Here is a 25,414-nt window from a genome sequence, read left to right on the forward strand (position 1 = left end):
GGCATAGGCTGGATCCGCACCCGCACGTTTCCTCCCGCGTCCCCACGCGGCGTGCCAGAGGTGTCAACCCAGCATCGAAACGTCAGGAGGTCGCCCATGTCGTCCGCAAGCCTGGCCGTACCCCGTCATGCCCACGCCCACCCCGACAGCGCGCGTGTCGCCGCGCTGAGCGGGGCCATCGCCATCAACCTGGCCGCTCTGCTGGCCGTGATGCGGCCCGCGGCGGCGCCATGGATCACGCAAGTCCAGCAGCATATGCCCGAAATGACGGTGCGCTGGATGTCGCCGCCGCCCAAGCAGGAGGTGGTGCCCACGCCGACGATCGAACTGAAGCCCTTGGTGCAGCCCAAGGCCGCACCGCATCCGCGCGTGCTGCCGCAGCCGCTATCGCCGCCGGTCGCCACGTCCACCGATGAAGGCAGCGTCGCCTCCATGCCGGCGATAGCGGACACGGCGCCGACCAGTCCCGAGCCCGTGTCGAACCCCACGCCGGAGGAAGCCACGCTGGCCTACCGCGCCGTGCCGCTGGCCTACCCGCCGATAGCGTTGCGCAACCGCATGCAGGGCACCGTCGTGCTGAAGGTGCTGGTGGACGAACACGGCACGCCGCTGGAAGTGGCGATCGAACAGAGCAGCGGCTACGCGCTGCTGGATCGCAGCGCCCGCGAGCAAGTGCGGAACTGGCGCTTCGAACCGGCCACCGCCCACGGCCAGCCCGTGCGCACCTGGGCGCGCGTGCCGGTGACGTTCAGCATCAACCAGTTGTAGCCCCACCGAGTCAGCACCAAAGGAAAGGCCCGGCCTGCATTGCCTGCCAGGCCGGGCCACTCCACGGCAAAACGAATCAATGCACGGCGGCGCCGGTCGGCGTCGCGTGGCGGCGCGAGCCGCGCGCGATCGCCCACACCACAGCCACCAGCAGGATCAGCGGCAGGCAGAACGGCAACAGGGCCAACGCCACGATCGGCGCCACGACTAGCAGCGCCACGCCGCCGAACAAGAGGCCCAGGACGGCGCCCACGAGACTGAACAAGCCGCCGATCAGGCCGAAGGCCAGCTTGAACACCAGCCCGACGAAAGCTGCCGTCAGCCATACACCGACGAACAACATCAACAGTACGCTCATGGCAATCATGACGCCCCTCCTCCGACTCCACTGCCGGTGAACCTTGCGCACCGTCGTCATGCAGGCGCCCGATGCGCTTTTCAAGGTCCTGTCGAAAACCATCGTGCGCTCCCGCAGCGCGCCGCGCATGTTTCGAAAGTCATGCCGCAACGCGTCTTTTGCGTTTGAACAACGGGTTACAGGACTTTAACGATGCGCATGCTCCACTGCGCCCCGTTATCCGTCGAGTAGCATCGCAATGGCCAAACACATGCAACCCCTCAAGGCGCTGCGTGAGATCGCGTTTGACTACGGCGTGGGTGAACACCCGGACCTTGCCACGATGGCAAGGGAACTGAGCCGCGCGATACTGCAGCACAAGACCTCGCTCCAGCACGACCTGGCCAGCCTGCGCACGCGCGGCAAAGGCTTCGAGCGCTGGCTGGTGGCGCAACGCAGCAAGCCCGCGATCAGCGTGCTGGTCATGGCGTGGCCCGCCAACTACGCCACGCCCATCCACGACCATGCCGGCCTGTGGGGCCTGGAGCTGGCCTTGCATGGCGCGCTGGAAGTCGAATCGTGGGACCGCGATCCCCACGGAAATATCTTGCGCCAGGTCGGCCGCGACTGGCTGGGTCCCGGCGACGCCAGCTGGTTCGACGCGGACGACCGCTACGCGCACCGCTGCCGCAACCTCTCCCGCCACGAAACGGCGTTGACGCTTCACGTCTATGGTGGCGATCTGGCACAGTACCTCACCTACGAAGAAGCCGGCTCCACCGGCCAGTGGCTCGCCAGGCCGCAGCTCAGCACCATTACGGGCCAGCTGTACGCCTGAGCCGCGCCAGACAATTCCGCCTTATCTTCAGGGAGTGGCATGTATCGACGGGTCGCCATCATCGGCGGCGGCGCTGCAGCGGCAGCGCTGCTGAGCGAGTTGCTGGAACGCCAGCTGCCGCAGCCGCTTCATCTGGACTGGTATACCGGCGGCGGCACACCGGCGCGCGGCGTGGCATACGGCACGTGCTCCGACCGGCACCTGCTCAACGTACGCGCGGCATCGATGAGCATGTTCGCGGCCAAGCCGCATGGCTTCCTCGATTTCGCCCAGCGGGGCGACGGCAGCATCGCCGGCACCGATTTCCTGCCGCGCCGCCTCTATGGCGACTACCTGGAAGCGGAAGTCGCGCACGCCTTGCAGCGCGCCCGTGCCGCGGGCCACGACGTGCGCGTGCTGCCGTTCGCGGTGGATGCCATGGTGCCGGAAAACACCGGCGTCACCGTGATCCATGGCGAGGAGAACAGCCGTGTCGATGCCGCCGTGCTGGCGGTGGGCTCGCTGCCGCCCCAACCGCTCGGCGGCGTGAGCGAGGCCGCGCTCGAAAACGGCCTCTACGTCACCGAGCCGTGGGGTTTCCTTGCCGGGGTGAAACCGGACGCGAAGCCGCGCAAGGTCGTGCTGATCGGCCTGGGCCTGACCGCCGTGGACGTGTTGCTGGAATTGTCGGCGCAGTGGCCGAACGCCGAGTTCACCGCGCTCTCGCGCCATGGACTGTTGCCGGAACCGCACCTGGAAACCGCTTCCGCACCCGCGGATGACAGCGGCGAACTGGTCGAGGCGATGCGCGAGGCGCCGGACATCCGCACCTGGATGCGCCTGCTGCGCGAGGCCATCGCCCAGAGCAGCGACTGGCGCACGGTGATCGACAGCCTGCGCCCGCATACGCCCTCGCTATGGGCGCTGTTGCCGGAAGCGGAGCGTGCGCGCTTCCTGCGCCATGCGCGCTGGGCCTGGGAACGCGTGCGCCACCGCATGCCGCCACAGGTGTTGACCGCCATGCAGCAGTTGGAAAGCGATGGCCGCCTGCACCGGCAGCGTGGCCGCCTGCAGGCGGTGGACATCGCCGATGGCAGGCTGCGCCTGGACATCCGCCTGCCGCATGGCGGCGGCGTCGAGACGACGGATGCGGACCTGGTGATCCAGACGGTGGGCCTCAACACGGACGTGCGCCGCACGCGGCATCCGCTGGTTCGCCAGCTGGCGACCAACGGCCACGTCACGCCAGATCCGCTCGGCCTGGGCTTCGTCGCCACCGGCGAAAGCCGCCTGCAGCACGACGGCCAGGCCTGGCCGCACTTCTACGCCATCGGCACGCTGCTGCGCGGCATGCTGTGGGAATCCACCGCGATGCCCGAGATCCGCCAGCAGGCGCGCCAACTGGCGGACCGCCTGCTGGCCGGCTAGGCCCGGAGAGCGGGAGGAAACGCGCCTCCCGCTTCGCCTCTCTGCACCTCAGAAGCCGCTGAGCACCAGCTTGCCGATGGTGCTCGCGCTTTCCAGTTGCGCGTGCGCACGGCGCAGGTTGGCGGCGTTGATGGTGCCCAGGTTCTCGCGCAGCGTGGTGCGCAGCATGCCGGCGTCCACCAGGTCCGCGGCCTCGTTCAGTATGCGGTGCTGCGCCTGCATGTCCTCGGTGTGGTACAGCGAGCGGGTGTACATCAGCTCCCAGTGCAGGGACAGGCTCTTGGACTTCATCAGGGTGATGTCCAGCGGCGTGGACGGGTCGTCGATGATGCCCAGCTTGCCCTGCGGCTTGAGCAGGGCCACCAGCGCGGGGAAATGCTGCTCGGTATGGGTCAAGGCCAGCACCGCGTCGACGCCCTGCGGCGCGACCGCCTTCACCGCGGCCTCCAGGTCGCCGCGATGGTCAACCACGTGGTGCGCGCCCAACCCGCTCGCCCAGGCGCGGCTGTCCTCGCGCGAGGCCGTGGCCACCACGGTGTAGTTGGTGAGGCGCCGCGCCAGTTGGATCGCCATGGACCCCACGCCGCCGGCACCGCCCACCACCAGCAGCACGCCGCTGCGTCCCGTATTGCCGCGCGGCACGCCCAGGCGATCGAACAGCAGTTCCCAGGCGGTGACGGTGGTCAATGGCAGCGCCGCGGCCTGGGCGAAGTCCAGCGTGGCCGGCTTGCGCCCGACGATGCGCTCGTCCACCAGCTGCAGCTCCGCGTTGCTGCCGGGACGGTCGATGGCGCCGGCGTAGTACACCGCGTCGCCCGGCTTGAACAGCGTGACGTCGGCGCCGACCGCCACCACGGTGCCAGCGGCATCCCAGCCGAGCACCTTGTCGGCGCCTTGCGGATCGGTGCGCCTGCGGATCTTGGTGTCGACCGGATTGACGGAAACCGCCTCGACCTTCACCAGCAGGTCGCGCCCTTGCGCCACCGGCGCGGGCAGCTCGACATCGAGCAGGCTCTGCGGATCGTCGATGGGCAGGCTATGACGGTAGGCAACGGCTTTCATGCAGTGCTCCTTGGCATGGGAAGGTCAGGGAATGATGTTGCGTCGGCGAAAGTCATCGAACAGCCGCGTGAACATCTCGAACGTATCCACGTAGGCATGGAAACCGAAGCGGCGCGCCTTGGCATCGTCGCCGAACATGTCGTAATTCCACGAGAATACGAAGTCCGCGAAACGCCACGACGACACGCCGGCATAGGCGTTCGGCGCCAGGCCATGCCGCTCGATCATCGCACGCCACAGCGGCTCCTTGTCGGCCATCGCGCTGTCCAGCGACAACGGCAGCGGAGGCGCCAGCTCCAGTCCGAAGTAGCGCGCGATGAACGGCCACATCTCGCTCCAGCGGAACAGGTCGCCGTTGGCGATGTTGAACGCCTGGTTGGCGCAGCGCGGCTCGGTGGCCGCCCATACGGTGGCCTGCGCCAGCAGTCCCGCATCGGTCATCTGCAGGAGTGGACCATAGGCGTCCGGACGGCCGGGAAAGCGCAACGGCAACCCGAGCTCCTTGCTCATCGATGCATAGACGGCAATGGCCAGCGCGAGATTCATGGGGTTGCCCAGGGCGAACCCGCCTACTACCGCCGGGCGAATCGCCGACCAGTTCCACGCCGCGCCCTGCTGGCGCTGTTCGAGGAACCGTTGCTGGTCATGCATGAATTCCGGCGGCATGAACACCGCATCGGTCTCGCGCGCCGGCGTCTTGAACGGGCCGAGATGGCCGCCGTAGACCTTGTAGCCCTGCATCAGGCTGATGTGCCGCAGGCCGGCGGCGGCGGCCTCGATGGCGTCGACCACGTGCACCAGCATGGCCAGGTTCGGCGGCACCAGTTCACTCCAGCTTGGCCGGTCCTGGTAGGCCGCATAGAACACGTGGGTGACCTCCCGCAATGGCGCCAGCTTGTCGCGCGCATCCGCGGCGTCGAGCAGGTCCACCGCCACGTGCCGCACGCGCCCCTCGGCATGCCCGCCACGGCGCGACAGGCCAATCACCCGCCAGTCGTCCAGCGTCGCCAGGTGATCGACCAGGTTGCGGCCGATCACTCCTTGCGCGCCCACCACCAACGCCACCTTCGATACGGCCATGACGATCCTTCTTGATGAAGCGAGGGAAAGGGGAAACGGCGCTCAGCTGGCCGTCGGGCAAGCAGCCATGGCGGCGGCGCCACGACGCTCCAGCAGCATGCTGAGCAGCGTGGCCAGCAGCCCCAGCACGCTCACCACGGCGCCGGCGATGCTCACCGACGGGAAGCCCAGGCCCAGGTCGATCATCGAGCCGCCGATGAAGGCGCCGATCGCGTTGCCCAGGTTGAACGCGGCGATGTTCAGGGTCGAAGCCAGGTGTGGCCCCTCGCTGGCCTGCTGCACCACGCGCATCTGCAGCGGCGCCACGGTGGCGAAGGCGAACACGCCCCACACAAACACGGTGACGATGGCGCCCATGGTGCCGTGCATGGTCCAGGCGAAGGCCAGCAGCACCAGCGCCAGCATGCCGAGCACGCCGGCCAGCGAGGGCATCAGGCGCCAGTCCGCCAGGCGGCCGCCCAGCATGTTGCCGACCGTGGTGCCTACGCCGAACAGGATCAGTACCCAGCCGGTGGCGCCCACGCTCACATGCGAGACCTGCTGCAGGATCGGCGCGATATAGGTGAACACGGTGAATACGCCGCCAAAGCCCAGCACGGTCATCAGCAGCGCCAGCAGAACCTGCGGTTGCTTCAGCACGCCCAGCTCGCGTCCCATGTGCGGCGCGGGCAGGTCCGGTAGCGGCGGCACCAGCCGCCATACGGCGATGGCGGCGAGCACGCCCAGGCCGGTCACCGCGACGAAGGTGGAGCGCCAGCCGGCCCACTGGCCGAGGAAGGTACCGAACGGCACGCCGAGCACGTTGGCCAGGGTGAGGCCGGTGAACATCAGCGCGATGGCGCGGGCGCCCTGCCCGCGCGGCACCACGTGCGAGGCCACCACCGCGCCGATGCCGAAGAACGAGCCATGGCAGAACGCCGCCACCACGCGCGCCACCATCAGCACGCCGTAGTTGGGCGCCGCCGCGCACAAGGCGTTGCCCAGGATGAACAGGCCCAGCAGCAGCAGCAGCGCGTTGCGCCGCTCCATCCGCGCGGTCAGCGCCGCCAGCAGGGGCGCGCCGGCCGCCACGCCCAGCGCGTAGCCCGAGACCAGCAGGCCGGCCGAGGGGATGCTCACGCGCAGGTCGGCCGCCACTTCCGGCAGCAGGCCCATGATCACGAACTCGGTGGTGCCGATGGCGAAGGCCGCCACGGACAGGGCCAGCAAGGCCAGCCGGGACGTGGCGGCGCCAGGGGAAGCAGGAGAGTCCGGGGAGGACATGGAAGGTATCCGTCAAGGAAAACGGCCGCCACTGTGCGCCTTGTCGCCGCCCACGTGAATTGAGCAAACTAGAGAGGCATCTTTTCCAAAAAGTTGAAGATGGTCGATTTCGAGGACATGCGGCTGTTCGTGCGCGCGGTGACCGAGGGCAGCCTGTCGGCCGCCGGGCGGGAGCTTGGCCTGTCGCCGGCGGCGGCCAGCAAGCGCCTGAACCGGCTGGAGCAGGCGCTGGGCGTGCGGCTGCTCCAGCGCAGCTCGCGCCGCCTGGCACTGACCGAGGAAGGCACCATCTACTTCGAGCGCTGCCAGGCCATCATCGCCGATGTGGACGACGCCAACTCGGCGGTGAGCCTGCGCCAGCTGGAAGTGGGCGGCCAGTTACACGTCTCCGCCTCGGTGGACATGGGCCGCCAGTACATCGGCCCCATCGCGGCGGACTTCGCGGCGCAGCATCCCCAGTTGCGGCTACGGCTGACCAACTCCGACGCCATGCTCGACCTGTTCGAGCACGGCGTGGACGTCGCCGTGCGCGGCGGCACCATGGCCGATTCGCGGCTGGTGTCGCGCCTGCTCGCCAACAACTTCCGCGTGCTGTGCGCCGCGCCGTCCTACCTGGAACGGCACGGCCGCCCGGCCGGCATCGACGACCTCGCGCGGCACAGCTGCCTGATGCTGCACCGCCCCGGCCACGGCATCCTGCCGTGGATTGCACAGACGCCCGACGGCCCGCGCCCGCTGCGGGTGGAGCCGAGCATCACCTGCGACAACGGCGACTTGATGCGAGCCCTGGCCGTGGCCGGCCACGGCCTGGCCTTCAAGGCGGCCTGGGATATCGCCGAGGACGTGCGTGCCGGCCGCCTGGTGCCCCTGCTGGGCGACGTGATCCTGCCCGACGCGCACATCTACGCGATCTATCCCAGCCGGTGCTACCTGCCTGCGCGCATCCGCCTGTTCGTGGATCATCTGCAGCATGAACTGCAGATGCGCGAGCGCGACGTGCTCGATACCGTGCGCCAAGCCATGCGCTGACAGCGACGAGGACGCGATGTCGAACCACGGCCAGCCCTTTTCCCCTCCCGCCCCCGGGTGCCTGGCATGCTGACCACCCTGGTCGGCGCTGTCGTCGTGCTGCTGCACCTGGCCGGTGTGCTGGCGGCCATGCACGCGGTGATGCATACGCGTACGCCGCAAGGAGCCTTTGCATGGGCACTGGGTCTGGTGTTCCTGCCCTACGTCACGCTGGTGCCCTATCTCTACCTGGGGCGCAGCCGTTTCCACGGCTACGTCGACCTGCATCGCCGCCGCCGTGGCCAGATGCAGGCCCTGGCCAATGGCCAATTGCCCACGGGCACGGCCTCGCAGCAGGCCTGCGAGCGCTATAGCGAGATCGCCCGCCTGCTCGGCGCGCGCTTCCACGACGGCCAGCGGCTGAAGCTGCTGGTCGACGGCGAGGCCACCTTCGAGGCCATCCTGGGCGCCATCGGCGAAGCCAGGCGCTGCGTGCTGGTGCAGTTCTTCATCATCCACGACGACGCGCTGGGACGCCGCCTGCAGCAGGCGCTGCTGGAACGCGTACGGGCCGGGGTGGAGGTCTGCGTGCTGTTCGACGGCATCGGCAGCCACGCGCTCCCGCGCCAGTACGTGGAGACGCTGCGCGAGGCCGGGGTGGCCATCCATCCGTTCGCCACGCAGCGGCGCAGCAACCGTTTCCAGCTCAATTTCCGCAACCACCGCAAGATCGTGGTAGTGGACGGGACGCGCGGCTACGTCGGCGGGCTCAACGTGGGCGACGAATACCTGGGCCTGAAGCCGCCGCTGTCGCCCTGGCGCGATACCCACCTGCAGATCGAAGGGCCCGCAGTGGCCGACCTGCAGCGCAGCTTCGCCGAGGACTGGCACTGGGTCACCGGCGAACTGCCGCCGCTGCTGCGCCCCGGCCCGGGCCATGGCGGCGCACGCACGCTGGTCGCCGCCACCGGCCCGGCCGACCGGCAGGAGACCTGCTCGCTGTTCTTCACGGCGCTGATCCACGCGGCCCGGCGGCGGCTGTGGATCACCACGCCCTATTTCGTGCCGGACCCCGCGGTGATGGCGGCCCTGCGGCTGGCGGTGTTCCGCGGCGTGGACGTGCGCGTGCTGATTCCCGCCCGCCCGGACCACCACACCGTATTCCTCGCCACCGGCCTGTACGCGCACGACGCCGTGCGCGCCGGCATCCGCGTGTTCCGCTACCAGCCCGGCTTCCTGCACCAGAAGGTAACGCTGGTGGACGACGACACCGCCACGGTCGGCAGCATGAACCTGGACAACCGCTCGTTCCGGCTCAACTTCGAGATCGGCTCGTTGCACGTCGACCGCGGCTTCGCGGGCGAGGTGGAGCGGATGCTGGACGAGGACTTCGCCCAGGCGCGCGAAGTGACGGAGGCGGAATACCTCCAGGCCCCGTACCTGCGCCGGCTGGCCATGCACGTGGCGCGGCTGTTCGACCCGGTACTGTAAGAGCCTGTTCAAAATCTTGGTGGGCCCTCCTCCCCCCTGCACGCAGCCTTGTGGGAGCGCACCCTGTGCGCGACGCCTTTTGCCTCATGGCTCGTGGTCCCGGCGCCTCCCGCCAAAGGGGGCAAGGGCCAGGATGACGAACCGTGCAGACCGAGGCAAAAGGAGGTCGCGCACAGGGTGCGCTCCTACAGAGGGGACCGATCAGCGTCAGCGGGGAGGGGCCGAGCGACGACTTTGAACAGGCTCTAGGTCCCCGGTCAGCCGCGGGCCTTGCCCCCATAGCCCAGGTACAGGCCGCCGGTCAGCGCCGCCGCCGCCAGCGAGAGCGCGGCGGCCACCACGAACATCGGCCCGTAGCGCCCGCCCGAGGCGATCCAGCCGCCCAGCGGGCCGGTGACGCCCAGCGCCACGTCGATGAACACCGAGTACGCCGCCAGCGCTGCCCCACGGTTGCTCGCGCTCACGCGTTCCACCGCTACCACGCCCAGCGCGGGAAAGATCAGCGAGAAGCCGATGCCGCTCAGCGCCGCGCCCAGCATCGCCACGCCGGCTTGGCCGGCGCCGGCCAGCATGGCCAGTCCGACCGCCTCCACCAGCAGCGAGCACAGCGCCACGCGGTAGCCGCCGAAGTGGGCGATGGTCCAGCCCAGCACCAGGCGCACGCCCACGAAGCACACGCCGAACACGCTGAGCGTCGGCGCGGCACCAGCCCAGCCCTGGCTGGCGTAGTACAGGGTGATGAAGGTGGCGATCACGCCGAAGCCCACCGAGCCCAGCGCCAGCCCCATGCCGTAGGGCGCCACGCGGCCGAACACGCGGTGCATCGGCAGGCGCTCGCCCCCTTCCGCCCGCACCGGCGGGCGTCCCCAGGCCAGCAGCAGCGCCAGCGCCATCAGCGCCACGCCAGACAGGCCGATCATGACGAAACCACCCGCCGCCACCAGCAGCACGCCCAGCGGCGCGCCGGCCGCCAGCGCGCCGTAGGTGGCGATGCCGTTCCAGGAGATGACCTTGGCGGTGTGCGCGCTGCCGACCCGGCCGATGCCCCATATGATGCAGCCCGTGGCCACGCAGCTCTCGCCCATGCCCAGCGCCAGCCGTGCCAGCAGCATCGTGCCCAGCGCTAGCGCGGGTTCACCGCGCAGGAAGGCCGCCACGGTCATCAGCAACCCGCTGCCGCCGCAGGCCAGCAGGCCGATCAGGGCCGCCCGCTTGGGGCCAGCCATATCGGAGGTGCGCCCGGCGAAGCCGCGGCTGAGCAGGGTGGCGACGTATTGCGTGCTGATAACCAGGCCGGCCAGCACCGCGCCATAGCCGAGCGTGTCATGCACGAACGGCGGCAGTACCGCCAGCTGCATGCCGATCACCAGGTAGGCCAGGAACGTGAAGCACACGACCTGGACGATGCGCAGAGTCAGCGGTGGACCGCTCCCGGTTTCGGCTTGGCTGGACATGGGTACGACGCGTGGAAAGGAAACGCTTGCAGGCGCGGGTCAGCGCTGGATGCCACGGCGACGCGCGATCACTGGCGACGCAGGCGGCCGGCGAACACTTGCCAACCCAGGAAAACCCCGACGCCGGCACCGATGAATTCGAACAGCACGCGCAACCCCAGGCTGTCCGCGTCGTGCACCTCGGCCAGGCGCGCACGCAGCAATTGCAGCGACTGCAGCCGGCCATAATTGAAATAGAACAGGTTCCACAAATCCTGGCCGCCAGCCAGCACCATGCCTGCCACATAGGCCCAGCTGACCTCCAGGCCCACACTCCAGCCTTGGCCGCGTCCGAACCAGTGCAGCAGGCCGAACGCCAGGAAACCCGCTACCAAGGCGATCGCACCGGCTTCCAGCCCACCGATCAGGCCATATCCCATCCACGACTGGTCGTAAGGCATGCCCCTGTTCCACCGTTATTGTGTTGTTGTGCAGGCATTATGCCTGCATGGAAGTGGAGCCGTCTTTTTGTGTAAGAAATCTCTTACTCTGAACCTCGGACATACCGTACAAGACGCACGTCGAACCCGTCACACCTCAGTCATACGAACGCCTACTAGACTTTTTGGACGTAGTCTCTTGCGAGCCAACACGCGTCCATGAATCCCACCATCAGCAGCCGCGCCGCCCTGATCCTGGTCGACGTGCAGCCGGACTTCATGCCCGGCGGCGCCCTGGCCTGCCATGAAGGCGACACCATCGTGCCGGGCATCGACCGGTTGCTGGGACGCCGCGCGTTCCGCCACGTGGCGGCCACCCAGGACTGGCATCCGGCCGGCCACGTCTCCTTCGCCAGCTCGCACGCCGGCCGGGCTCCCTTCGAGCGTATCCCGCTGTACGGCCATGCCCAGACGCTGTGGCCCGACCATTGCGTGCAGGACACGGCCGGCGCGGCGCTGCACCCGGGCATCGACTGGTCCGGCGTGGACACGGTGATCCGCAAGGGCGACGACCCGAAGGTGGACTCCTACAGCGGGTTCCGCGAGAACCATGGCCCCCACGGCACCCGCCCGGCCACCGGGCTGCACGAATGGCTGCGCGGGCGCGGCGTGGACGAGGTGTACGTGTGCGGCCTGGCGCGCGACGTGTGCGTGCTGTGGACGGTGCAGGACGCGGTGGAGCTGGGCTACCGCACCCACGTGCTGTGGGACCTGACCCGCCCCGTCTCGCCCGACACCGATCTCGCCACGCGCCTGCGCTACGAACAGCTGGGCGTGCAGGTGATCGAGCACGGCATGCCCGCCTGAAAGCCTGCCGGTGTTCAGCCGTCGTTCTCGGCGGCGACGCTGACCTGCGGCTCGCCGTCCCCATCGACGGTCACGCCGATCTCGATGGGACGGCAGCACACTTGGCAGTCCTCGATGTAGCGCTGGCTGCCCACCGAGCCATCGACCAGGATCTCGATGGCCTCGCCGCAATAGGGACAGTGGATGACGACCTCATCCTGCATGGCGCTCAACTCACGGCGGCGTCATGCGTCAGCGCTTGGCCTGCGACAGCGACGAGCCGCGTGCATTCACCTGCATGAGCACGCTCTCGCCCGCCGCCAGCGTGGTGTTCAGCTGGCCCTTGTCGCCCGGCTCGTGGCAGGCGCCCGAATTGCGCAGGGCCACCACGTGGGCGCCGCTGGGCAGGTAGAACGCGACCTGCTCGCCGGTTTCCAACTGCGCGGCGAATTTGTCATCGATCAGGATCTGGCTGGAGCAGCCGCCGCCGAAATGGCCGTTGTCGCGCACCACCTGCAGGGTGGCATCGCCGCCGCCCGGCGCCTGGTACAGGAACACCCGGTTGGACACCGCATCCCTGATCACCGTGTCGTGGTTGCTGGCTACTCCGCAACCCGCCAGGGCCAACGACCCCACCACCGCCATGCCCATTGCCCAATGCGCGATCTTCATGTCCAGCACTCCACGGGAACGATCCACGGCCTGCGAGCATACGCGAAGACGACGCGCCCGGCCTGTGCAGCAAGCCGCTATCCCTCGCGCGGCGGCCAGGCCGAGGGCGGCAGGATCCGGCACCAGCCCTCGCGCGCCACGCGACGCGACAGCTGCAGCACCGCCTTGTCCTTGCTGAGCAGCCATTGCGCTCCGGCGGCGTAGGCCAGCTCGAGGAATTTCTGGTCGTCCGGATCCGCGCAGCGCGGCAGCTTCACCCCGGGCGGAAGCGCGAGGCCATGCAGGCGCCGCACCCAGCGGTCGAACATCGCGCCAGCCTCGCCGCGCGCCACGGCATCCAGGGCCAGTGCGGGGTAGTCGAGCACGGCCAGCCATTCGTCGCGGCAGGCGTCGTCCACCACCGCCTGCACGAGGCCGCCGTGCAGGGCCTGCCGCAACGGCGCCACGGCCGGATCGCGGAACACGAACAGGTCGAGGGCGACATTGGTGTCGAGGACGAGCCAGGGTGGGGAGGCGGGCATGACGCGCATGGTGTCATACACGGGCTACGTGGAAATCGTGAACAGGCTCTAAGATGGCGTCCCATTTCCTGGACTGCCGACATGAGCGAACGCCTTTTCGACGACTACGTGGCCCGTTCGACGGCCGTCGCCGAGGGCTCGCGCTTCACCGCCTGCCTCGTGGTCACGCCGCGCCGCCGCAACGGCTTTCCGGTGTACTACGCCATCTGCGAGAACCGCAGCTTTCGCGATCGCGAACAGGCCGAGGCCGCCGCGGCCAAGTCGCTGGCGGCGATCGTGGGCCTGGAGGACGACGGCGCCCCGGTGTTCCCCGAGGGCTATACCGGCTTCGACGACGCAACGCCCGCCGGCTGAGGCCGCACGGGCCAGGATGGTGCCGGCCCCGAGACGCTGGAAACCCCGCCCCAGGCAGTCGGGCCAGCCGAAATGTGACCTCATCAGGTCATTTCCTTGCGGCAAACTGTACTTTTTCGTCAACCACGCGCAAGATCACCCGTTGTTCACGTCCATTAGCCGTGGTTTTCACGGCTCATGTATCGGGAGACAGCGCCATGCGGCGAACCTTTGTCGTGGGTTGTCCACGCTCTGGCACCACCATCGTGCAAGCCTTGCTGGCGCGGCATCCAGCGATCTACACCCTCCCGGAAACCGCGTTCTTCGAGCAGTTGCACGGCGATCTGGCATGGCGCTGGGGCGATGCCCAGGTCCGGCCGTCGCGCCGCCGCTGGCGGCAGCGCCTGGGCCTGACCCGCCGCCATATGCGCGAGGCCTTCGCCGCCCTCCACCTCCAGCTGACCGGCCGCCGGCCGATCCGCCCCACCGGGCTGCACCGCCGCACGCTCGCCCAGCGCTTCCTGGCGCTGCTGGACGGCTCCGCCGCGGCCGCCGGGCGCCAGATGTGGCTGGAGAAAACCCCCAACCACCTGCTCTACATCCCCGAGATCCAGGCGCTGGCCCCCGACGCCCGCTTCATCCACGTGGTGCGCCGGGGCGAGGACGTGCTCGCTTCGCTGATGGATGTCTACCTACGCTTCGAGAACGACGCGGCCTTCGGCGGTGGGGCGGTGCACTGGGCCCGGCGCTGGAACCGCGCCGTGGACATCCATGGCCGGTACGTGGGCCATCCCAGCCACCATTTCGTGTTCCTGGAGGACCTGGTGCACCAGCCGGAGGCCGAATGGGAACGGCTGTGCGCCTTCCTGGACCTGCCGGCCGACGTGCCGCTGGACAGCGCCTGCCAGCAGTCGATCGCCAACCTCGACTACGAGCCATGGAAGCTCTCCGCCATCCATGGCCAGTTGCGCCCCGCCGACCGCAAGGTGGACGGCCTGTTCGGGCCGAAGATGCAGCGCTGGCTGCAGACACACCTGGCCTCGTATGACGACCTGCGCGCGCTCTGCGGCGCCCACCGCCCGCGCACGGCCCCCCACCTGCGCCTGGTCGGCCAGGCCCGTACCGCCGAAGCGGGCTGAGCGTCAGCCGGCGGGCACCGGCGTTTCGCTGGCCTGGTTGAAATCGCCGATGGCCTCGACCAGGTCGGTGACGGCCAACCGCTCGACCTCGGTGAGATCCGGATTCCAGCTGTCCAGGATCATCACCACGCGGGTGCGGTCGCTGCGATTCCAGGCCTCGTGCTCGAAGGTGTCGTCGAAGGTGACGCAGCGCCCCTCCTGCCAGGCATGCAGCTCGCCGCCGACGTTGATGGCGCAGTCGGACGGCACGATCAGCGGCAGGTGCGTGACCAGGCGCGTATTGGTGACGCCGCGATGCGGCAGGATGTGGGTGCCTGGGCGCAGCACCGAATACAGTGTCTCCGGCGCGTGGTCGCGGATGCGTACCAGCGGCAGCGAATCGAGCAGCCCGGCCGTGCGCGGGCAACGCGCGACATGTTCGTCGAACCGCTCGCCATGGCGATAGAAGAAGTACGCGTCCCATGCCGCCGGCTGCTGGCCGGAGGCCGCCAGGTGGCCCTTGAGGCTCTCCGCGCTCTGCTCGCCCAGGAAGGGCTGCAGCGGCTGATTCTCCGAAAGCACGGCCAGCAGTTCCTCGCGCACGGCCTCGAAGGCGCCTTCGAGGTCCGCCTGCCAGGGAAAGCGTCCGGTGGGGTAGTAGGTCTGGCTGGGCACGCCGGGGAAATAGAGGAATTTCGGCTTCTGGCGGGGATCGGGCAGGTGGGCCGGCTGTTCGCCCAGGTAGATGGCCAGGCATTGCTCTACCCTCGCCAGCTCCGCACGGCCGTAGCGCTGGCGTAGCGGTTCGAGCACGGCATCGAAGGTTTGGCGCCGCCCGGCGTCGATGTAGCGGATGGCGTGCTGCACCGCTTCGCGCAGCCCCGGTGCGGTGGTGTCGTCGCTCATCCAGCGGCCTTGCGCCTGGGCCGCGTTGACCGCGCCGAAATAGGCCAGCAGCGCCCGTTGTCCCTGGCCAAGCTGTTCCAGCGAAATGGCCAGGCGCAGGCGCGCCACGAACAATTGCGGCGCCTGCGCCACGCAGCGCGCCAGGCTGTCGGCCGCGCCCCGGTAATCCCCCGCCGCCATCTGCGCCGCGCCCAACTGGTGCAGGAGCTCCGGCGTCGGCCGGGCCTGCGCGGCGGCCAGCAGCATGGCGACGGCGCGCAGCGCGTCGCCGCGCAGCAGGTGGCGGCCGGCCACGAACTGCAGCGCCTCCACGTCGCCGGGCGACTGCTCCAGCAGCCGGGCGAAATATTGCTCGGCCAGCATCGCATCGCCCTGGCGCAGGCCGTTCTGGGCCATCTCACGCAAGACCGCGATTCCCCCCATCACCTCGCTGTTCATGCTCGATCCACCACCGCCGTGTCGTTGCCAAGTCCACCGCCGGTTCCAATGCGGCGGCCATGGGCATAATAGACACGAACCGTACGCACTGCCTGCCTTCGCGGGAAGATGCGTGGCCACCAGTTCATCCCAACCGAGCCATTGATGAATCCCCGATTGCAAGGGCTGGACCCCACCGCCACCCAGCACGTCATGATCGCCGGCCAGGCCCTGGACGCCGGCCGCGTCGACGAAGCGGACCAGCAGCTTGCGCGCGTACTGTCCGCCTACCCCGACCATCCCGAGGTGCTGCGCATGAAGGCCGGCGTGCACAGCCTGCGCGGCCGGCACGCCGAGGCCATGGCCATGATGCGTCGCGCGCTGGCCCAGCGCCCCCAGGATGCGCTCTACCACAACACCCTTGGCACCCTGCTGGGCACCGCGGGCGAGTACGAGGCGGCCATCGATGCGCTGCGGCGCACCTGCGAGTTGCAGCCCGGCCTGGCCCTGGCCTGGTACAACCTGGGCGTGATGCTGACCAAATGCGTGCGCAACGAGGAAGCTACCCAGGCCCTGCAGCGCGCCGTGTCGCTGGCGCCGGAATACGCAGCCGCCCGTGCCTTGCTCGCCGACATCCTGCGCACGCGCGGCATGGCCGACGAGGCCGCCGCCGAATACCGCCGCCTGATCGCCGCCCAGCCCAACGCCGGCCTGGCCTGGTGGGGCCTGGCCGACCTGCGTACGCAGCGCTTCAGCGACGAGGACATGGCGCGGATGCGCGCCGCCCTGCAGCAGCCCGGCACCGCCGAGCACGACCGCGTCGCGATCGGCTTCGCCCTGGCCAAGGCCCTGGACGAAGCCGGGCGGTATGCCGAATCGCTCGACGCCCTGGCCGCCGCCAATGCCATCGCGCAACGCCGGCAACCCTGGAACGCCACCGCCTTCTCGGCCAGCGTGGCCGGCGTCCGCCAGGCCTTCACGCCACCGCCGCGCGGCGCCGGGGAACCGATCGGTGGCGAGGCCATCTTCATCGTCAGCCTGCCGCGCTCTGGCTCCACCCTGGTGGAACAGATCCTGGCCTCGCATCCCCAGGTGGGAGGCGCGGGCGAATTGCCCGACCTGCCGCAGGTGCTGGGGGAGGAGTCGCGCCGGCGCGGCAAGCCCTTCCCGCAGTGGGTAAAGGACATGCAGCCCGGGGACTGGCTGCGGCTGGGCCAGCGCTACCTGCAGCGCACCGCGCGCTGGCGCGGCGAGCATGCCTTCTTCACCGACAAGCTGCCCAACAACTGGATCTACATCGGCGCCATCCGCGCGATGCTGCCGCAGGCGCGCATCCTGGCCTGCCGGCGCGACCCGCTGGAAACCTGCTTCTCCTGCTATCGCCAACACCTGGACGGCAACAACGGCTATACCCGCACCTTCGAGGACCTGGCCCGCTTCTGGCGCGACTTCGACGAGTGCGTGCGCGCCGGCAAGGCGCTGCACCCATCGCACGTCTATGAGCACAGCTATGAGGCGCTGCTCGCCGATCCCGAGGCCAACATCCGCCAGTTGCTGGATTTCTGCGGCCTGCCGTTCGACCAGGCCTGCCTGGATTTCCACCGGAACACGCGGGAAGTGCGTTCGCCCAGCGCCACCCAGGTGCGCCAGCCGCTGCGGCGCGACACCGCCCGCGCCGAGCGCTACGGCGCCCTGCTCGATCCGCTGCGCAAGGCCCTCGGATTGCCGACGGCCACGGCATGACGCCCTCCCCGCCGGCCCGCGCATGGAAGCCACTGCTGGAGACGCTGGCGGGCGCGCCCGAGGCGGCCTGGCTGGAGCGCGGCCGTGCCCTGCAACGAGAGGGCGACGTGGCCGCCGCCATGGCCGTCTTCGCCGAGGCCGCCATCCGTTTCCCGGACTCAGGCGACGCTCGCCTCGGCATGGCCGGGCTCTGCTGGCAAAGCGGGCAGCGCGCGCAAGCCGAGGCCGTGCTGCGGGCATGGCTGGACGGCCATCCCGGGCACGCGGCCGCCACGTTTCTGCTGGTGCAATGCTTGCGCGAGGAAGGGCGCCTGCAGGCCGCCGCCGATGCGATGCATCGGCTGTTCGGGCACGGCCCCCACGATGCCGACACAGTGATCCAGGCGGTGGAGATGCTCGACGACTATGGCCGCCAGGCGGATGCCGCCGCCATCTGCGAGCAGGCCATCGCCGCCGGCGCGGAGGATCCCCGCCTGCACGCCTACGCCGGCATGCTGGCCCTGCAACTTGGGCAGTTCGAACGCGTGCGGGAACGCTATGCCTACGCGCTGGCCCGGAATGGCCAGGCGGTCGAATGGAACATCCCGCTGGGCCTGGCCAGCCTGCAGCGCTATCGCGATCCGCGGCACCCCGACCTGGCCTTCTTCCATGAGGTGCTGCAGCGTCCCGGACTGAGCGAACGGACGCGCACCGCCACGATGTTCGCGCTCGGCAAGGCCCATGATGACCTGGAGGATTTCCGGCAGGCCGCCGACTGGCTGCGCCAGGCCAATGCCCGCGCGCATGCCGGCAGCACCTGGTCGCGCAAGCGCTGGAGGCGGAGCATCGAGGCGCTTCTCGCCGCGCCGCCCCGGGCGCCGGCCTTGCCGCCATCGGAAGGTTGGGCGCCGCTGTTCGTCGTCGGCGTGCCGCGTTCCGGCACGACCCTGCTGGCCGAACGGCTGTCCCGCTATCCCGGGGTGCGCAACCGCGGCGAACTGGGCTGGCTGCAGGTGCTGGCGCAACGGCTTTCCCTGGCGCCGCCCGGCCAGCGCGCCCCATTCGAGGCTGCCGCGGCCCAGTACGCCGCACAGCTGCGGCAGGACGATGCCGATGGCCGCTGGTTCATCGACAAGCAGCCGTTGAACCTGCTGCATGTCGGGCTGATCCTGGCGCTATGGCCGAACGCCAGGATCATCCATTGCGAGCGCCATGCCCGCGATACGGCGCTCTCGCTATGGTTCCAGTCGTTCCACGATCCGGCGCACGACTACGCTTACGACCTGGGCGAGATTGCCACGGTGATCCAGGACTGCCGGCGGCTGGCGGCGCATTGGCGCCAACGCCATCCCGACGCTTTTCGCACCATCCACTACGAGGCGCTGGTCGGCTCGCCCGAGGACGAGTTGGGCAAGCTGGCGCACTGGCTGGGCCTGCCCGAGGCGGATGCCGCCGACGCGCCAGCCGGTAGCATCGGTACCGCCAGCGTCTGGCAGGCGCGCCAGCCGGTGTATACGCGCTCGGTCGGGCGTTGGCGGCACTACGCGGCGTACCTGCCGGAACTGCTGAAGATCCCGGACGCCTGACCCGCTAACCCGGCATGTCGGCGGTGTAGCCCCAATGCCGCAGCATCGGTTCGAGGATGGGCAGCAGCGGCTCGAATTCGTGGCGATAGCGCTGCCATCGGCCCAGTCCCTTGCGGTTGACCGGCTCGATGACCTGCGAATAGCTGGGCGTGGCGATGAACGCCTTGCCGCGCGCGTGCCGGTCGAACGCCAGCATCGGCGCCACCTCGTCCAGTTGCAGGAACCGCGCGATGCGCGCGGCCTGCCCGGAGACATCGTCGACCAGGCTCTCGTAGCGTGACACCAGCACGGTGGGCTTGAATACGTCCACATCCTCCAACCATTGCGTCATCGCTTCCACGTAGGCGTGCGCCAGCCGCTCCAGGCTGGCGCACGCCGCCGAGAGCATGCTGGAACGGAAGTTCTGCATGTAGCAGCTCAGGATCACATCGCAGGGATGGCGCAGAGCAAGGATGAACCGTGCCTCCGGGAACAGGCGGTGGATCAGCGGCAGCCACTGCATGTTCAATGGGTTCTTGTCGACCAGTTGCGTATCCTGGCGGCGAACGACGCGCTCGCCCGCCATGGCGTGGTAGCGCTTGCGCAATTCATCGCAGTCGTACTGCCTGAGCACGCTCAAGTCGTCGAGGATGCGCGGATCGTGCCGGCGCAGGATGCCGGCAAGGCGATTGAAAAAGGGATTCTCGTCCATCGACTGCAGGCGCGGATGCGCATCCAGCATCTGCTCCAGCAAGGTCGTGCCCGAGCGGGGAAAACCCACCACAAAGACCGGCGAGTCAAGCGCCTCGGGCGCGGCCAACCGTGGCCAGCGCCGGTACTGCTCCGCGGCGACGCGCGGAGCATCCGTGGGCAACGCCGGCGCATCCGGCGCGAAGTAGGCGGGAAAAGCCAGCCGCAGTTCCGCGGCATGGCGCCGATGCGCCTCGCGCAGGGCCTGCATCGCCGCCTCCGCTTCGCCGAGCTTGTCGCAGGCGGCCGCCAGCTCGAAATAATGCGCGTAGTCCTCGTCGTCGTTCGGACCGCACTGCTCCAGCAGACGCCGCGCCTCGGCCGGATCGTTCCGTCGCAGCGCCAGAGTGGCCAGGACGTGCCGCGCCTTGCCGCGCTGTGGCTCCGTCACACCCGAGGTCGCACGGGCTATCGGTGCCACGATCGACTCGGCATCGGCCAGGCGGTTGGAGCGCTCATAGGCGACGGCAAGTTGCAGCCCGGCATCCAGGTAACCCGGCTGGCGGGCCAGCAGGTCCTCCAGCAAGGCGACCGTCGCCGGCACGTCGCCGACCAGCGAAAGCGCCTGGGCCAGTTCCAGTTGCAGGCTGGCGTCGGCCAGGGGCAGCCACTTCGGCCAGGGAGCAAGCAACTCTTCCGCCCCTTCGAAGTCCTGGCAAAGGCAACAGGCCCGGGCGGCGTGGATCCTTGCCAGGGGAAATTCGCGGTCGAGCCGGTAGGCGTCGAGCAGCACCTCGCGGGCGGCCAGATAATCGTGCCTGCGGATCAGCAGGAGTCCCTGGTGGATCTTCGGCGATGCATTGCCGGGATCGAGCTGGCAGGCCCTGGCATAGGCGGCCTCGGCCTCGTCCAGCGCCCCGAGCTCCATCAGGATGGTGCCGTAGTTGCCCCAGTGCACGCTGCTTCGCGGACACAGTCGGGTCAATTCAGCATAGATCTCCCTGGCCTCGGGCCGACGCTGCTGCATATGCAGGCTGATCGCCAGCATCAGCAGCAGGTTCTCATCCTTCGGCTGGGTCGAGAGCCACGAGCGGCACAGCTGCTCGGCCTGCAGCGGCTGGCCCGCCTGTATCGAGGCGGCGATCTGGGCAAGAGCGTTGGCGGTCATGGTTTCCAAAAAAAGGGCCGCGTGATCGCCACGCGGCCCTCAAGGTTAACGCCAGTCGCGGCGGGTTAGAACTTGACCGTCACGCGAGCCCAGAAGTAGCGGCCCATCAGGTCGAAGTCGCTCGGGTCGGTATTGGCGTTGAGGGTGTTGTTCGCGTACAGCATGGGCGGCTGCTTGTCGAACAGGTTGTTCACACCGAAGTCCACACGGGTGTTGATCGGGGCGATGTTGTAACCCAGCGACACGTCGTTGTAGACGGTCGCGCCATACTTGAACACCGTGCCTGATACGAAATTCGGCGCCGTATCCTGGACCGTGCCCGCTGGGCCGCCGTTCTGGAAGCGGCCGATATAGCGCAGGCGCCACTCGGCGCTCCAGCCGCCCGCCTGCCAATCCACGAAGCCCTGCGCACGCCAGCGCGGGAACAGGCAGATGCCCGCGTTGTCCGGGCAGGCCGAGGCCTGCGCCGAACCATACGGCAGGAAGTGGCCCGCATCGTTGAACGTCACGTTGCCCGAGGTACCCGGCGCGGTCTCCTGCGTGTAGTACTTCAGGTAGGTGGCATTGAGGCCGATGTTGAACTGGCCGAACGAGAACTGCGGCAGCTTGTAGTTCGCCGACCAATCGATGCCGCCGGTGCTCAGGCTACCCAGGTTGGCGAACGGCTCGGCCGAGGCCTGCGTGAGCTGGCCGGCGTTCGGACCGGAGTCGAAGCGGCTGATGTACGGGCAGAACGCGGTCTGGCCGGCCGCGCAGAGGTTCAGCACGCTCTGCAGGCCCACCTGGACGATGGTGTCGTTGAGGTAGACGTGCCAGAAGTCCAGGGTGGTGGACAGGCCAGGCACATAGGACGGGCTGTACACCAGGCCCAGGTCGAACGACTTGCCGTGTTCGGGCTTGATCGGGAAGCCCGCCAGCGAGGCGCCCTGGATGACCGCCGAAGCCTGGGTCTGGTCGACCACGTTCACGTTCTGGAACGTGCCGTTGGTCGGCACGAACTGGCAGGCCAGTGCGAGCGGTGAACCCGCCGGCGCGCCGGTGTAGCCGGTACACGGGTCTGAGTGCAGCAGCGGCGCGTCGGAACCGGAAGAATACAGCTCGGCCAGGTTCGGGGCACGGAACACTTCCTGCATCGTGCCGCGCAGCAGCAGGTCGTCGATCGGCTTCCACTCCAGCGCGAACTTGAAGTTGTTCGTGCTGCCGAAGGTGCTGATCTTGGAGTAGCGGTCGCCGATGGTGACATTCAGCGACTGCACGCCGGGCAGATTGGAAAGCACCGGGATGAATGTTTCGGCGTACAGCTCCTTGGTGGTGTAGCCGCCGGACAGGTTGGCCACGCACTGGCTGCCCAGCACGCACGAGCCGGTCTCGGGATTGAGCAGCAGCTCCGGATCGGTGACGACCTTCTCATAGTCCTTGCGGAACTCGTAGCCCACCGCCAGTTGCACCGCACCGGCCGGCAGGTTGAACAGCTCGCCGCTCAGGCCCGCATGCCAGGTCTTCTCGATCGAATACTGGTTGCTGACCGCGATGGCCTGCGCCGCCTTCAGCGCCGCGATGCTGCCCGCCGAATAAAGGTCGAATGGATTGAACTGGCATGCCGTCGGATCGACACCAGCCGGGCAGGTTGCCGTACCGTCGGCATTGAGCGTGGACGGGCCGGTATACAGGTTGTTCTGGTTGACCAGGCCCGCGGTCGTGGTGGTTACGCTTTGGTGGCCGTAGTTGTAACCCAGGTCCCAGTTCCAGTTCTTGTCCAGAACGGTGAAGTCGCCCCTGAAGCCGGCGTTGATCTGGGCGTCCTGACGGCCGAATGCCGCGGTACGGTTGCCCAGCGCGGACAGGCGCGACCCCCAAGCGCTGCCGGCGGTACCGTTCTCGACACCGTACTGGTAGCCCTGGTTCGGATTGAACGCATTGAACGGGTCCAGGTAGGCGCCGGTGATGCTGCCGTAGACCGCCGGGGCCAGCTGGAAGTTGGACGAGGTCTTGTTGTAGATCGCGTCCACATAGGCAGTGACGTGGTCGCCGAGATGGTAGTCGCCCGTGATGAAACCGCCGGTGCGCTCCTGCGGAGTCATGATCAGATTGACCGTCGCGTAGTTGTACTTGTCGGCGTTGCCGTAGCAGTGGTAGTTCGCCGGCGTCATCGACGTGGCATTGCCACCCGGGTTCAGCGTCACGTAGCCGCAGGAGAACGCACCGGCCGCCGGGCTGCCCGGCGGCACCTGGATATGCCCGTACGGCGTGGACGACGAGCCGCCGATGGAGACCTGGCTGCCCGTGATGGAGAGCGAGTTCTTGGAGAACGCGCGATTGGCCGCCTCGACGCCATCCTGCTTGTTGTAGTTGATGCCGGCCATGATGCTGCCCTTGTCGGACGTCTGGCCGAAGGTGAAGGTGTAGCCGCTCTGGTCGCCGTCGTTGCGGTCGGACTCACCCACGTTCGCGGTGAAGGTCGCACCCTGGTAGTTCTTGCGCAGGATGAAGTTCACCACGCCGCCGATGGCGTCCGAACCGTAGGTGGCCGAGGCGCCGGTCGGCAGCACTTCGATGCGCTCGATGGCATCGGCCGGGATGGCGTTCGGATCCTTGCTCAGCAGGCGCTGGCCGTCGATCAGGATCAGGGTGCGGCGGGAACCGAGGCCGCGCAGATTGATCGACGATCCGCCGGTACCGCCGCCGTTGTTGGTCTGGGGGTTGACGTTGCCGCCGGTCATGGCGGGCAGTTGCTGCACCAGGTCGCCTAGCGTCTGCTTGCCGGTGGCCTGGATCTGGGCGCGGTCGATGGTGACGACCGGGCTGGACGTCTCCACGTCCACGCGGCGGATCAGCGAGCCGGTCACGGTGACCGTTTCCAGCGTCTTGCTCTTGCCCTGGTCCGGCGGCGGCGTGCCGGATTGCGCGTCCTGCGCGAATGCCGCCGTGCCGTAGGCGCTCACCGCGAGCATGCCCAGCGAAAGCGCCAGGCGTACCGACGTGCACAGTTTATTTTCCCCGAACTTCATGAGAACACCCTCCCGTTATTTATTTATGACTGGGCCTGAACACTTCCCCGCATCAAACCCGCGCCCGAACTACCCAAGAACAGGGTCAGACATTGGTCCACAGCGCTGCGCATTTATCACGCTTTACTTACACACAGTCAATAAAATCTATACGGCAAGAAATATCGCGATGCGGGCATTCTTCGCATCAAATTTCGATTATCTTGATAATGTCTTCACGCCAGAATCACCCCGTGCGACGCGGCGCTGCGATGACCATCGTAGGAAGGCGGTGAAGGGAGAGTGAAAATAACCTGACGACAAACTGACGGCGGCATTAATACCGCCGCCAACTCACTGATTGAACGGCATTTCAATGCTCCCCGTCGTCATCCTCGAAACGCAGGTGCTTTACGCTTCTCCCATTACGGCGAACTAGCCTCAGCGCCTCGATGCCGATGCGAATGTGACGCTCGACAAATTGCGCCGTGACATGGCGATCGCTTAATTCCGTCTTAACGCCCTCCGGGATCATCGGCTGGTCCGATACCAGCAACAGGGCGCCACAGGGAATCTGGTTGGCGAAGCCTGCCGCGAAAATGGTGGCCGTCTCCATGTCCACCGCCATGCACCGGGTCCGGCGCAGGTAATCCTTGAAAGCCTCGTCGTGCTCCCAGACCCGTCGGTTGGTGGTGTACACGGTGCCGGTCCAGTAGTCGTAGCCCAGGTCGCGGATCATGGTGGAGACGCCGCGCTGCAGTTGGAAGGCCGGCAGCGCAGGCACCTCCGGCAGCAGGTAGTCGTTGGAAGTGCCTTCGCCGCGGATGGCCGCGATCGGCAGCACCAGGTCGCCGATGGCGTTCTTCTTCTTCACGCCGCCGCACTTGCCCAGGAACAGCGCGGCCTTGGGCCGGATGGCGCTGAGCAGGTCCATCACCGTGGCGGCGTTGGGGCTGCCCATGCCGAAGTTGATGAGCGTGATGCCGTCGGCGGTGGCGTTGGGCATGGGCCGGTCGCGGCCCTGCACCTCTACCCCGTGCCATTGCGCGAACAGATCCACGTAATGGCCGAAATTGGTCAGCAGGATATGCTGGCCGAACTGCTCCAATGGCGTGCCGGTATAGCGCGGCAGCCAGTTGGAGACGATCTCCTGTTTGTCCTTCATATGACCCCATGAGGCCGGCGCAGCGTGGGTGTGCCGCTGCGCGTTACCGGCGACGCCACGCCGGCAAGATGCCAGATTAAGTGTGGGCATCTTAGCGGCTGCGGTGCCGGTCCAGGGAGCCTGCGCACACGTTATCTTGAAGCGGCACCGCCCACGATGCCCAAGCTCGGAGGAGAT

General features: G+C 68.2%; 23 protein-coding genes. 10 read left to right on the forward strand and 13 right to left on the reverse strand.

What is annotated here, in order from left to right; translation table 11 throughout:
* Positions 1-96 precede the first annotated feature (96 nt).
* Positions 97-768, forward strand: coding sequence for an energy transducer TonB (locus MJ605_RS16815; RefSeq protein WP_243042627.1), 672 nt, complete (start codon positions 97-99; stop codon positions 766-768).
* Positions 769-844: 76 nt separating this feature from the next.
* Here MJ605_RS16815 and MJ605_RS16820 read toward each other — a convergent pair whose 3' ends face one another.
* Positions 845-1,255: a hypothetical protein gene (locus MJ605_RS16820; RefSeq protein ID WP_243042628.1), complete on the reverse strand. Its 411-nt coding sequence runs from the start codon at positions 1,253-1,255 to the stop codon at positions 845-847.
* 121 nt (positions 1,256-1,376) lie between these two features.
* Between MJ605_RS16820 and MJ605_RS16825 the strand changes: the two genes are divergently transcribed.
* Both MJ605_RS16825 and MJ605_RS16830 read left to right on the forward strand, forming a co-directional pair.
* Positions 1,377-1,943 carry a cysteine dioxygenase gene (locus tag MJ605_RS16825; protein ID WP_243042629.1) on the forward strand — a complete coding sequence of 189 codons (567 nt, stop codon included), beginning with the start codon at positions 1,377-1,379 and terminating at the stop codon, positions 1,941-1,943.
* 39 nt (positions 1,944-1,982) lie between these two features.
* Positions 1,983-3,350, forward strand: a complete 1,368-nt coding sequence (locus MJ605_RS16830) for an FAD/NAD(P)-binding protein (RefSeq protein ID WP_243042630.1) — start codon at positions 1,983-1,985, stop codon at positions 3,348-3,350.
* A gap of 48 nt (positions 3,351-3,398) precedes the next feature.
* Here MJ605_RS16830 and MJ605_RS16835 read toward each other — a convergent pair whose 3' ends face one another.
* The 3 genes from MJ605_RS16835 to MJ605_RS16845 are packed head-to-tail and all read right to left on the reverse strand — an operon-like array spanning position 3,399 to position 6,755.
* Positions 3,399-4,412, reverse strand: a complete 1,014-nt coding sequence (locus MJ605_RS16835; RefSeq protein WP_243042631.1) for a zinc-binding alcohol dehydrogenase family protein — start codon at positions 4,410-4,412, stop codon at positions 3,399-3,401.
* Between the two features lie 24 nt (positions 4,413-4,436).
* Positions 4,437-5,492 carry an SDR family oxidoreductase gene (locus MJ605_RS16840; protein ID WP_243042633.1) on the reverse strand — a complete coding sequence of 352 codons (1,056 nt, stop codon included), beginning with the start codon at positions 5,490-5,492 and terminating at the stop codon, positions 4,437-4,439.
* A 42-nt stretch (positions 5,493-5,534) separates the two neighbouring features.
* Complete coding sequence (locus MJ605_RS16845) at positions 5,535-6,755, reverse strand: MFS transporter (protein ID WP_243042635.1); 1,221 nt, start codon at positions 6,753-6,755, stop codon at positions 5,535-5,537.
* A 99-nt stretch (positions 6,756-6,854) separates the two neighbouring features.
* Between MJ605_RS16845 and MJ605_RS16850 the strand changes: the two genes are divergently transcribed.
* Together MJ605_RS16850 and cls are read left to right on the forward strand one after the other, a co-directional pair.
* Positions 6,855-7,784, forward strand: a complete 930-nt coding sequence (locus MJ605_RS16850; protein ID WP_243042636.1) for a LysR family transcriptional regulator — start codon at positions 6,855-6,857, stop codon at positions 7,782-7,784.
* Positions 7,785-7,850: 66 nt separating this feature from the next.
* Positions 7,851-9,254 carry a cardiolipin synthase gene (gene cls, locus MJ605_RS16855; protein ID WP_243042638.1) on the forward strand — a complete coding sequence of 468 codons (1,404 nt, stop codon included), beginning with the start codon at positions 7,851-7,853 and terminating at the stop codon, positions 9,252-9,254.
* Positions 9,255-9,511: 257 nt separating this feature from the next.
* Here the strand turns inward: cls and MJ605_RS16860 are convergent, their stop codons facing one another.
* Both MJ605_RS16860 and MJ605_RS16865 read right to left on the reverse strand, forming a co-directional pair.
* On the reverse strand, positions 9,512-10,708 hold the full coding sequence (locus tag MJ605_RS16860) for an MFS transporter (RefSeq protein WP_243042639.1): 1,197 nt from the start codon (positions 10,706-10,708) through the stop codon (positions 9,512-9,514).
* 68 nt (positions 10,709-10,776) lie between these two features.
* The gene (locus tag MJ605_RS16865; protein ID WP_243042640.1) at positions 10,777-11,148 is read right to left on the reverse strand and encodes a hypothetical protein; all 372 of its coding nucleotides are present in this window, start codon (positions 11,146-11,148) and stop codon (positions 10,777-10,779) included.
* Positions 11,149-11,346: 198 nt separating this feature from the next.
* Here MJ605_RS16865 and pncA point away from each other — a divergent pair, with 198 nt between their 5' ends.
* Positions 11,347-11,994, forward strand: a complete 648-nt coding sequence (gene pncA / locus MJ605_RS16870) for a bifunctional nicotinamidase/pyrazinamidase (RefSeq protein ID WP_243042641.1) — start codon at positions 11,347-11,349, stop codon at positions 11,992-11,994.
* Between the two features lie 14 nt (positions 11,995-12,008).
* On the opposite strand, the gene MJ605_RS16875 is transcribed toward pncA, so the two are convergent.
* The 3 genes from MJ605_RS16875 to MJ605_RS16885 form a co-directional block, all read right to left on the reverse strand.
* Complete coding sequence (locus MJ605_RS16875; RefSeq protein WP_243042642.1) at positions 12,009-12,197, reverse strand: CPXCG motif-containing cysteine-rich protein; 189 nt, start codon at positions 12,195-12,197, stop codon at positions 12,009-12,011.
* Between the two features lie 28 nt (positions 12,198-12,225).
* Positions 12,226-12,645, reverse strand: a complete 420-nt coding sequence (locus tag MJ605_RS16880) for a hypothetical protein (protein WP_243042643.1) — start codon at positions 12,643-12,645, stop codon at positions 12,226-12,228.
* A 77-nt stretch (positions 12,646-12,722) separates the two neighbouring features.
* Positions 12,723-13,166, reverse strand: coding sequence for a PIN domain-containing protein (locus tag MJ605_RS16885; RefSeq protein ID WP_243042645.1), 444 nt, complete (start codon positions 13,164-13,166; stop codon positions 12,723-12,725).
* Positions 13,167-13,247: 81 nt separating this feature from the next.
* On the opposite strand from MJ605_RS16885, the gene MJ605_RS16890 reads away from it, so the two are divergent.
* Both MJ605_RS16890 and MJ605_RS16895 read left to right on the forward strand, forming a co-directional pair.
* Entirely contained in the window at positions 13,248-13,520 is a 273-nt protein-coding gene (locus tag MJ605_RS16890; RefSeq protein WP_243042646.1) for a hypothetical protein, read from the forward strand.
* A 197-nt stretch (positions 13,521-13,717) separates the two neighbouring features.
* On the forward strand, positions 13,718-14,638 hold the full coding sequence (locus MJ605_RS16895; RefSeq protein ID WP_243042647.1) for a sulfotransferase family protein: 921 nt from the start codon (positions 13,718-13,720) through the stop codon (positions 14,636-14,638).
* Between the two features lie 3 nt (positions 14,639-14,641).
* On the opposite strand, the gene MJ605_RS16900 is transcribed toward MJ605_RS16895, so the two are convergent.
* Positions 14,642-15,919: an aspartyl/asparaginyl beta-hydroxylase domain-containing protein gene (locus MJ605_RS16900; protein ID WP_243042779.1), complete on the reverse strand. Its 1,278-nt coding sequence runs from the start codon at positions 15,917-15,919 to the stop codon at positions 14,642-14,644.
* A 186-nt stretch (positions 15,920-16,105) separates the two neighbouring features.
* On the opposite strand from MJ605_RS16900, the gene MJ605_RS16905 reads away from it, so the two are divergent.
* Together MJ605_RS16905 and MJ605_RS16910 are read left to right on the forward strand one after the other, a co-directional pair.
* The gene (locus MJ605_RS16905) at positions 16,106-17,683 is read left to right on the forward strand and encodes a tetratricopeptide repeat-containing sulfotransferase family protein (protein ID WP_243042649.1); all 1,578 of its coding nucleotides are present in this window, start codon (positions 16,106-16,108) and stop codon (positions 17,681-17,683) included.
* Entirely contained in the window at positions 17,680-19,248 is a 1,569-nt protein-coding gene (locus tag MJ605_RS16910) for a tetratricopeptide repeat-containing sulfotransferase family protein (RefSeq protein ID WP_243042650.1), read from the forward strand. The genes MJ605_RS16905 and MJ605_RS16910 overlap by 4 nt, the downstream gene beginning before the upstream one ends.
* A gap of 4 nt (positions 19,249-19,252) precedes the next feature.
* Here the strand turns inward: MJ605_RS16910 and MJ605_RS16915 are convergent, their stop codons facing one another.
* The 3 genes from MJ605_RS16915 to MJ605_RS16925 form a co-directional block, all read right to left on the reverse strand.
* Entirely contained in the window at positions 19,253-21,085 is a 1,833-nt protein-coding gene (locus tag MJ605_RS16915; RefSeq protein ID WP_243042651.1) for a tetratricopeptide repeat-containing sulfotransferase family protein, read from the reverse strand.
* A gap of 65 nt (positions 21,086-21,150) precedes the next feature.
* Positions 21,151-24,093 (reverse strand): TonB-dependent receptor plug domain-containing protein, encoded by a 2,943-nt coding sequence (locus MJ605_RS16920; protein WP_243042653.1) that lies wholly within the window; start codon positions 24,091-24,093, stop codon positions 21,151-21,153.
* Between the two features lie 352 nt (positions 24,094-24,445).
* Positions 24,446-25,237: an AMP nucleosidase gene (locus tag MJ605_RS16925; RefSeq protein WP_243042654.1), complete on the reverse strand. Its 792-nt coding sequence runs from the start codon at positions 25,235-25,237 to the stop codon at positions 24,446-24,448.
* Between the last annotated feature and the right edge of the window lie 177 nt (positions 25,238-25,414).

The sequence above is a fragment of the Dyella sedimenti genome, from assembly GCF_022760995.1.
Taxonomy (GTDB): Bacteria; Pseudomonadota; Gammaproteobacteria; order Xanthomonadales; family Rhodanobacteraceae; genus Dyella; species Dyella sedimenti.

What these genes read in the sequence shown, in the direction of transcription:
- MJ605_RS16815 (WP_243042627.1), top strand. Translation starts at nt 97, where the DNA reads ATGTCGTCCGCAAGCCTGGCCGTACCCCGTCATGCCCACGCCCACCCC.
- MJ605_RS16820 (WP_243042628.1), bottom strand. Translation starts at nt 1,255, where the DNA reads ATGCGCGGCGCGCTGCGGGAGCGCACGATGGTTTTCGACAGGACCTTG.
- MJ605_RS16825 (WP_243042629.1), top strand. Translation starts at nt 1,377, where the DNA reads ATGCAACCCCTCAAGGCGCTGCGTGAGATCGCGTTTGACTACGGCGTG.
- MJ605_RS16830 (WP_243042630.1), top strand. Translation starts at nt 1,983, where the DNA reads ATGTATCGACGGGTCGCCATCATCGGCGGCGGCGCTGCAGCGGCAGCG.
- MJ605_RS16835 (WP_243042631.1), bottom strand. Translation starts at nt 4,412, where the DNA reads ATGAAAGCCGTTGCCTACCGTCATAGCCTGCCCATCGACGATCCGCAG.
- MJ605_RS16840 (WP_243042633.1), bottom strand. Translation starts at nt 5,492, where the DNA reads ATGGCCGTATCGAAGGTGGCGTTGGTGGTGGGCGCGCAAGGAGTGATC.
- MJ605_RS16845 (WP_243042635.1), bottom strand. Translation starts at nt 6,755, where the DNA reads ATGTCCTCCCCGGACTCTCCTGCTTCCCCTGGCGCCGCCACGTCCCGG.
- MJ605_RS16850 (WP_243042636.1), top strand. Translation starts at nt 6,855, where the DNA reads ATGGTCGATTTCGAGGACATGCGGCTGTTCGTGCGCGCGGTGACCGAG.
- cls (WP_243042638.1), top strand. Translation starts at nt 7,851, where the DNA reads ATGCTGACCACCCTGGTCGGCGCTGTCGTCGTGCTGCTGCACCTGGCC.
- MJ605_RS16860 (WP_243042639.1), bottom strand. Translation starts at nt 10,708, where the DNA reads ATGTCCAGCCAAGCCGAAACCGGGAGCGGTCCACCGCTGACTCTGCGC.
- MJ605_RS16865 (WP_243042640.1), bottom strand. Translation starts at nt 11,148, where the DNA reads ATGCCTTACGACCAGTCGTGGATGGGATATGGCCTGATCGGTGGGCTG.
- pncA (WP_243042641.1), top strand. Translation starts at nt 11,347, where the DNA reads ATGAATCCCACCATCAGCAGCCGCGCCGCCCTGATCCTGGTCGACGTG.
- MJ605_RS16875 (WP_243042642.1), bottom strand. Translation starts at nt 12,197, where the DNA reads ATGCAGGATGAGGTCGTCATCCACTGTCCCTATTGCGGCGAGGCCATC.
- MJ605_RS16880 (WP_243042643.1), bottom strand. Translation starts at nt 12,645, where the DNA reads ATGAAGATCGCGCATTGGGCAATGGGCATGGCGGTGGTGGGGTCGTTG.
- MJ605_RS16885 (WP_243042645.1), bottom strand. Translation starts at nt 13,166, where the DNA reads ATGCCCGCCTCCCCACCCTGGCTCGTCCTCGACACCAATGTCGCCCTC.
- MJ605_RS16890 (WP_243042646.1), top strand. Translation starts at nt 13,248, where the DNA reads ATGAGCGAACGCCTTTTCGACGACTACGTGGCCCGTTCGACGGCCGTC.
- MJ605_RS16895 (WP_243042647.1), top strand. Translation starts at nt 13,718, where the DNA reads ATGCGGCGAACCTTTGTCGTGGGTTGTCCACGCTCTGGCACCACCATC.
- MJ605_RS16900 (WP_243042779.1), bottom strand. Translation starts at nt 15,919, where the DNA reads ATGGCCCAGAACGGCCTGCGCCAGGGCGATGCGATGCTGGCCGAGCAA.
- MJ605_RS16905 (WP_243042649.1), top strand. Translation starts at nt 16,106, where the DNA reads ATGAATCCCCGATTGCAAGGGCTGGACCCCACCGCCACCCAGCACGTC.
- MJ605_RS16910 (WP_243042650.1), top strand. Translation starts at nt 17,680, where the DNA reads ATGACGCCCTCCCCGCCGGCCCGCGCATGGAAGCCACTGCTGGAGACG.
- MJ605_RS16915 (WP_243042651.1), bottom strand. Translation starts at nt 21,085, where the DNA reads ATGACCGCCAACGCTCTTGCCCAGATCGCCGCCTCGATACAGGCGGGC.
- MJ605_RS16920 (WP_243042653.1), bottom strand. Translation starts at nt 24,093, where the DNA reads ATGAAGTTCGGGGAAAATAAACTGTGCACGTCGGTACGCCTGGCGCTT.
- MJ605_RS16925 (WP_243042654.1), bottom strand. Translation starts at nt 25,237, where the DNA reads ATGAAGGACAAACAGGAGATCGTCTCCAACTGGCTGCCGCGCTATACC.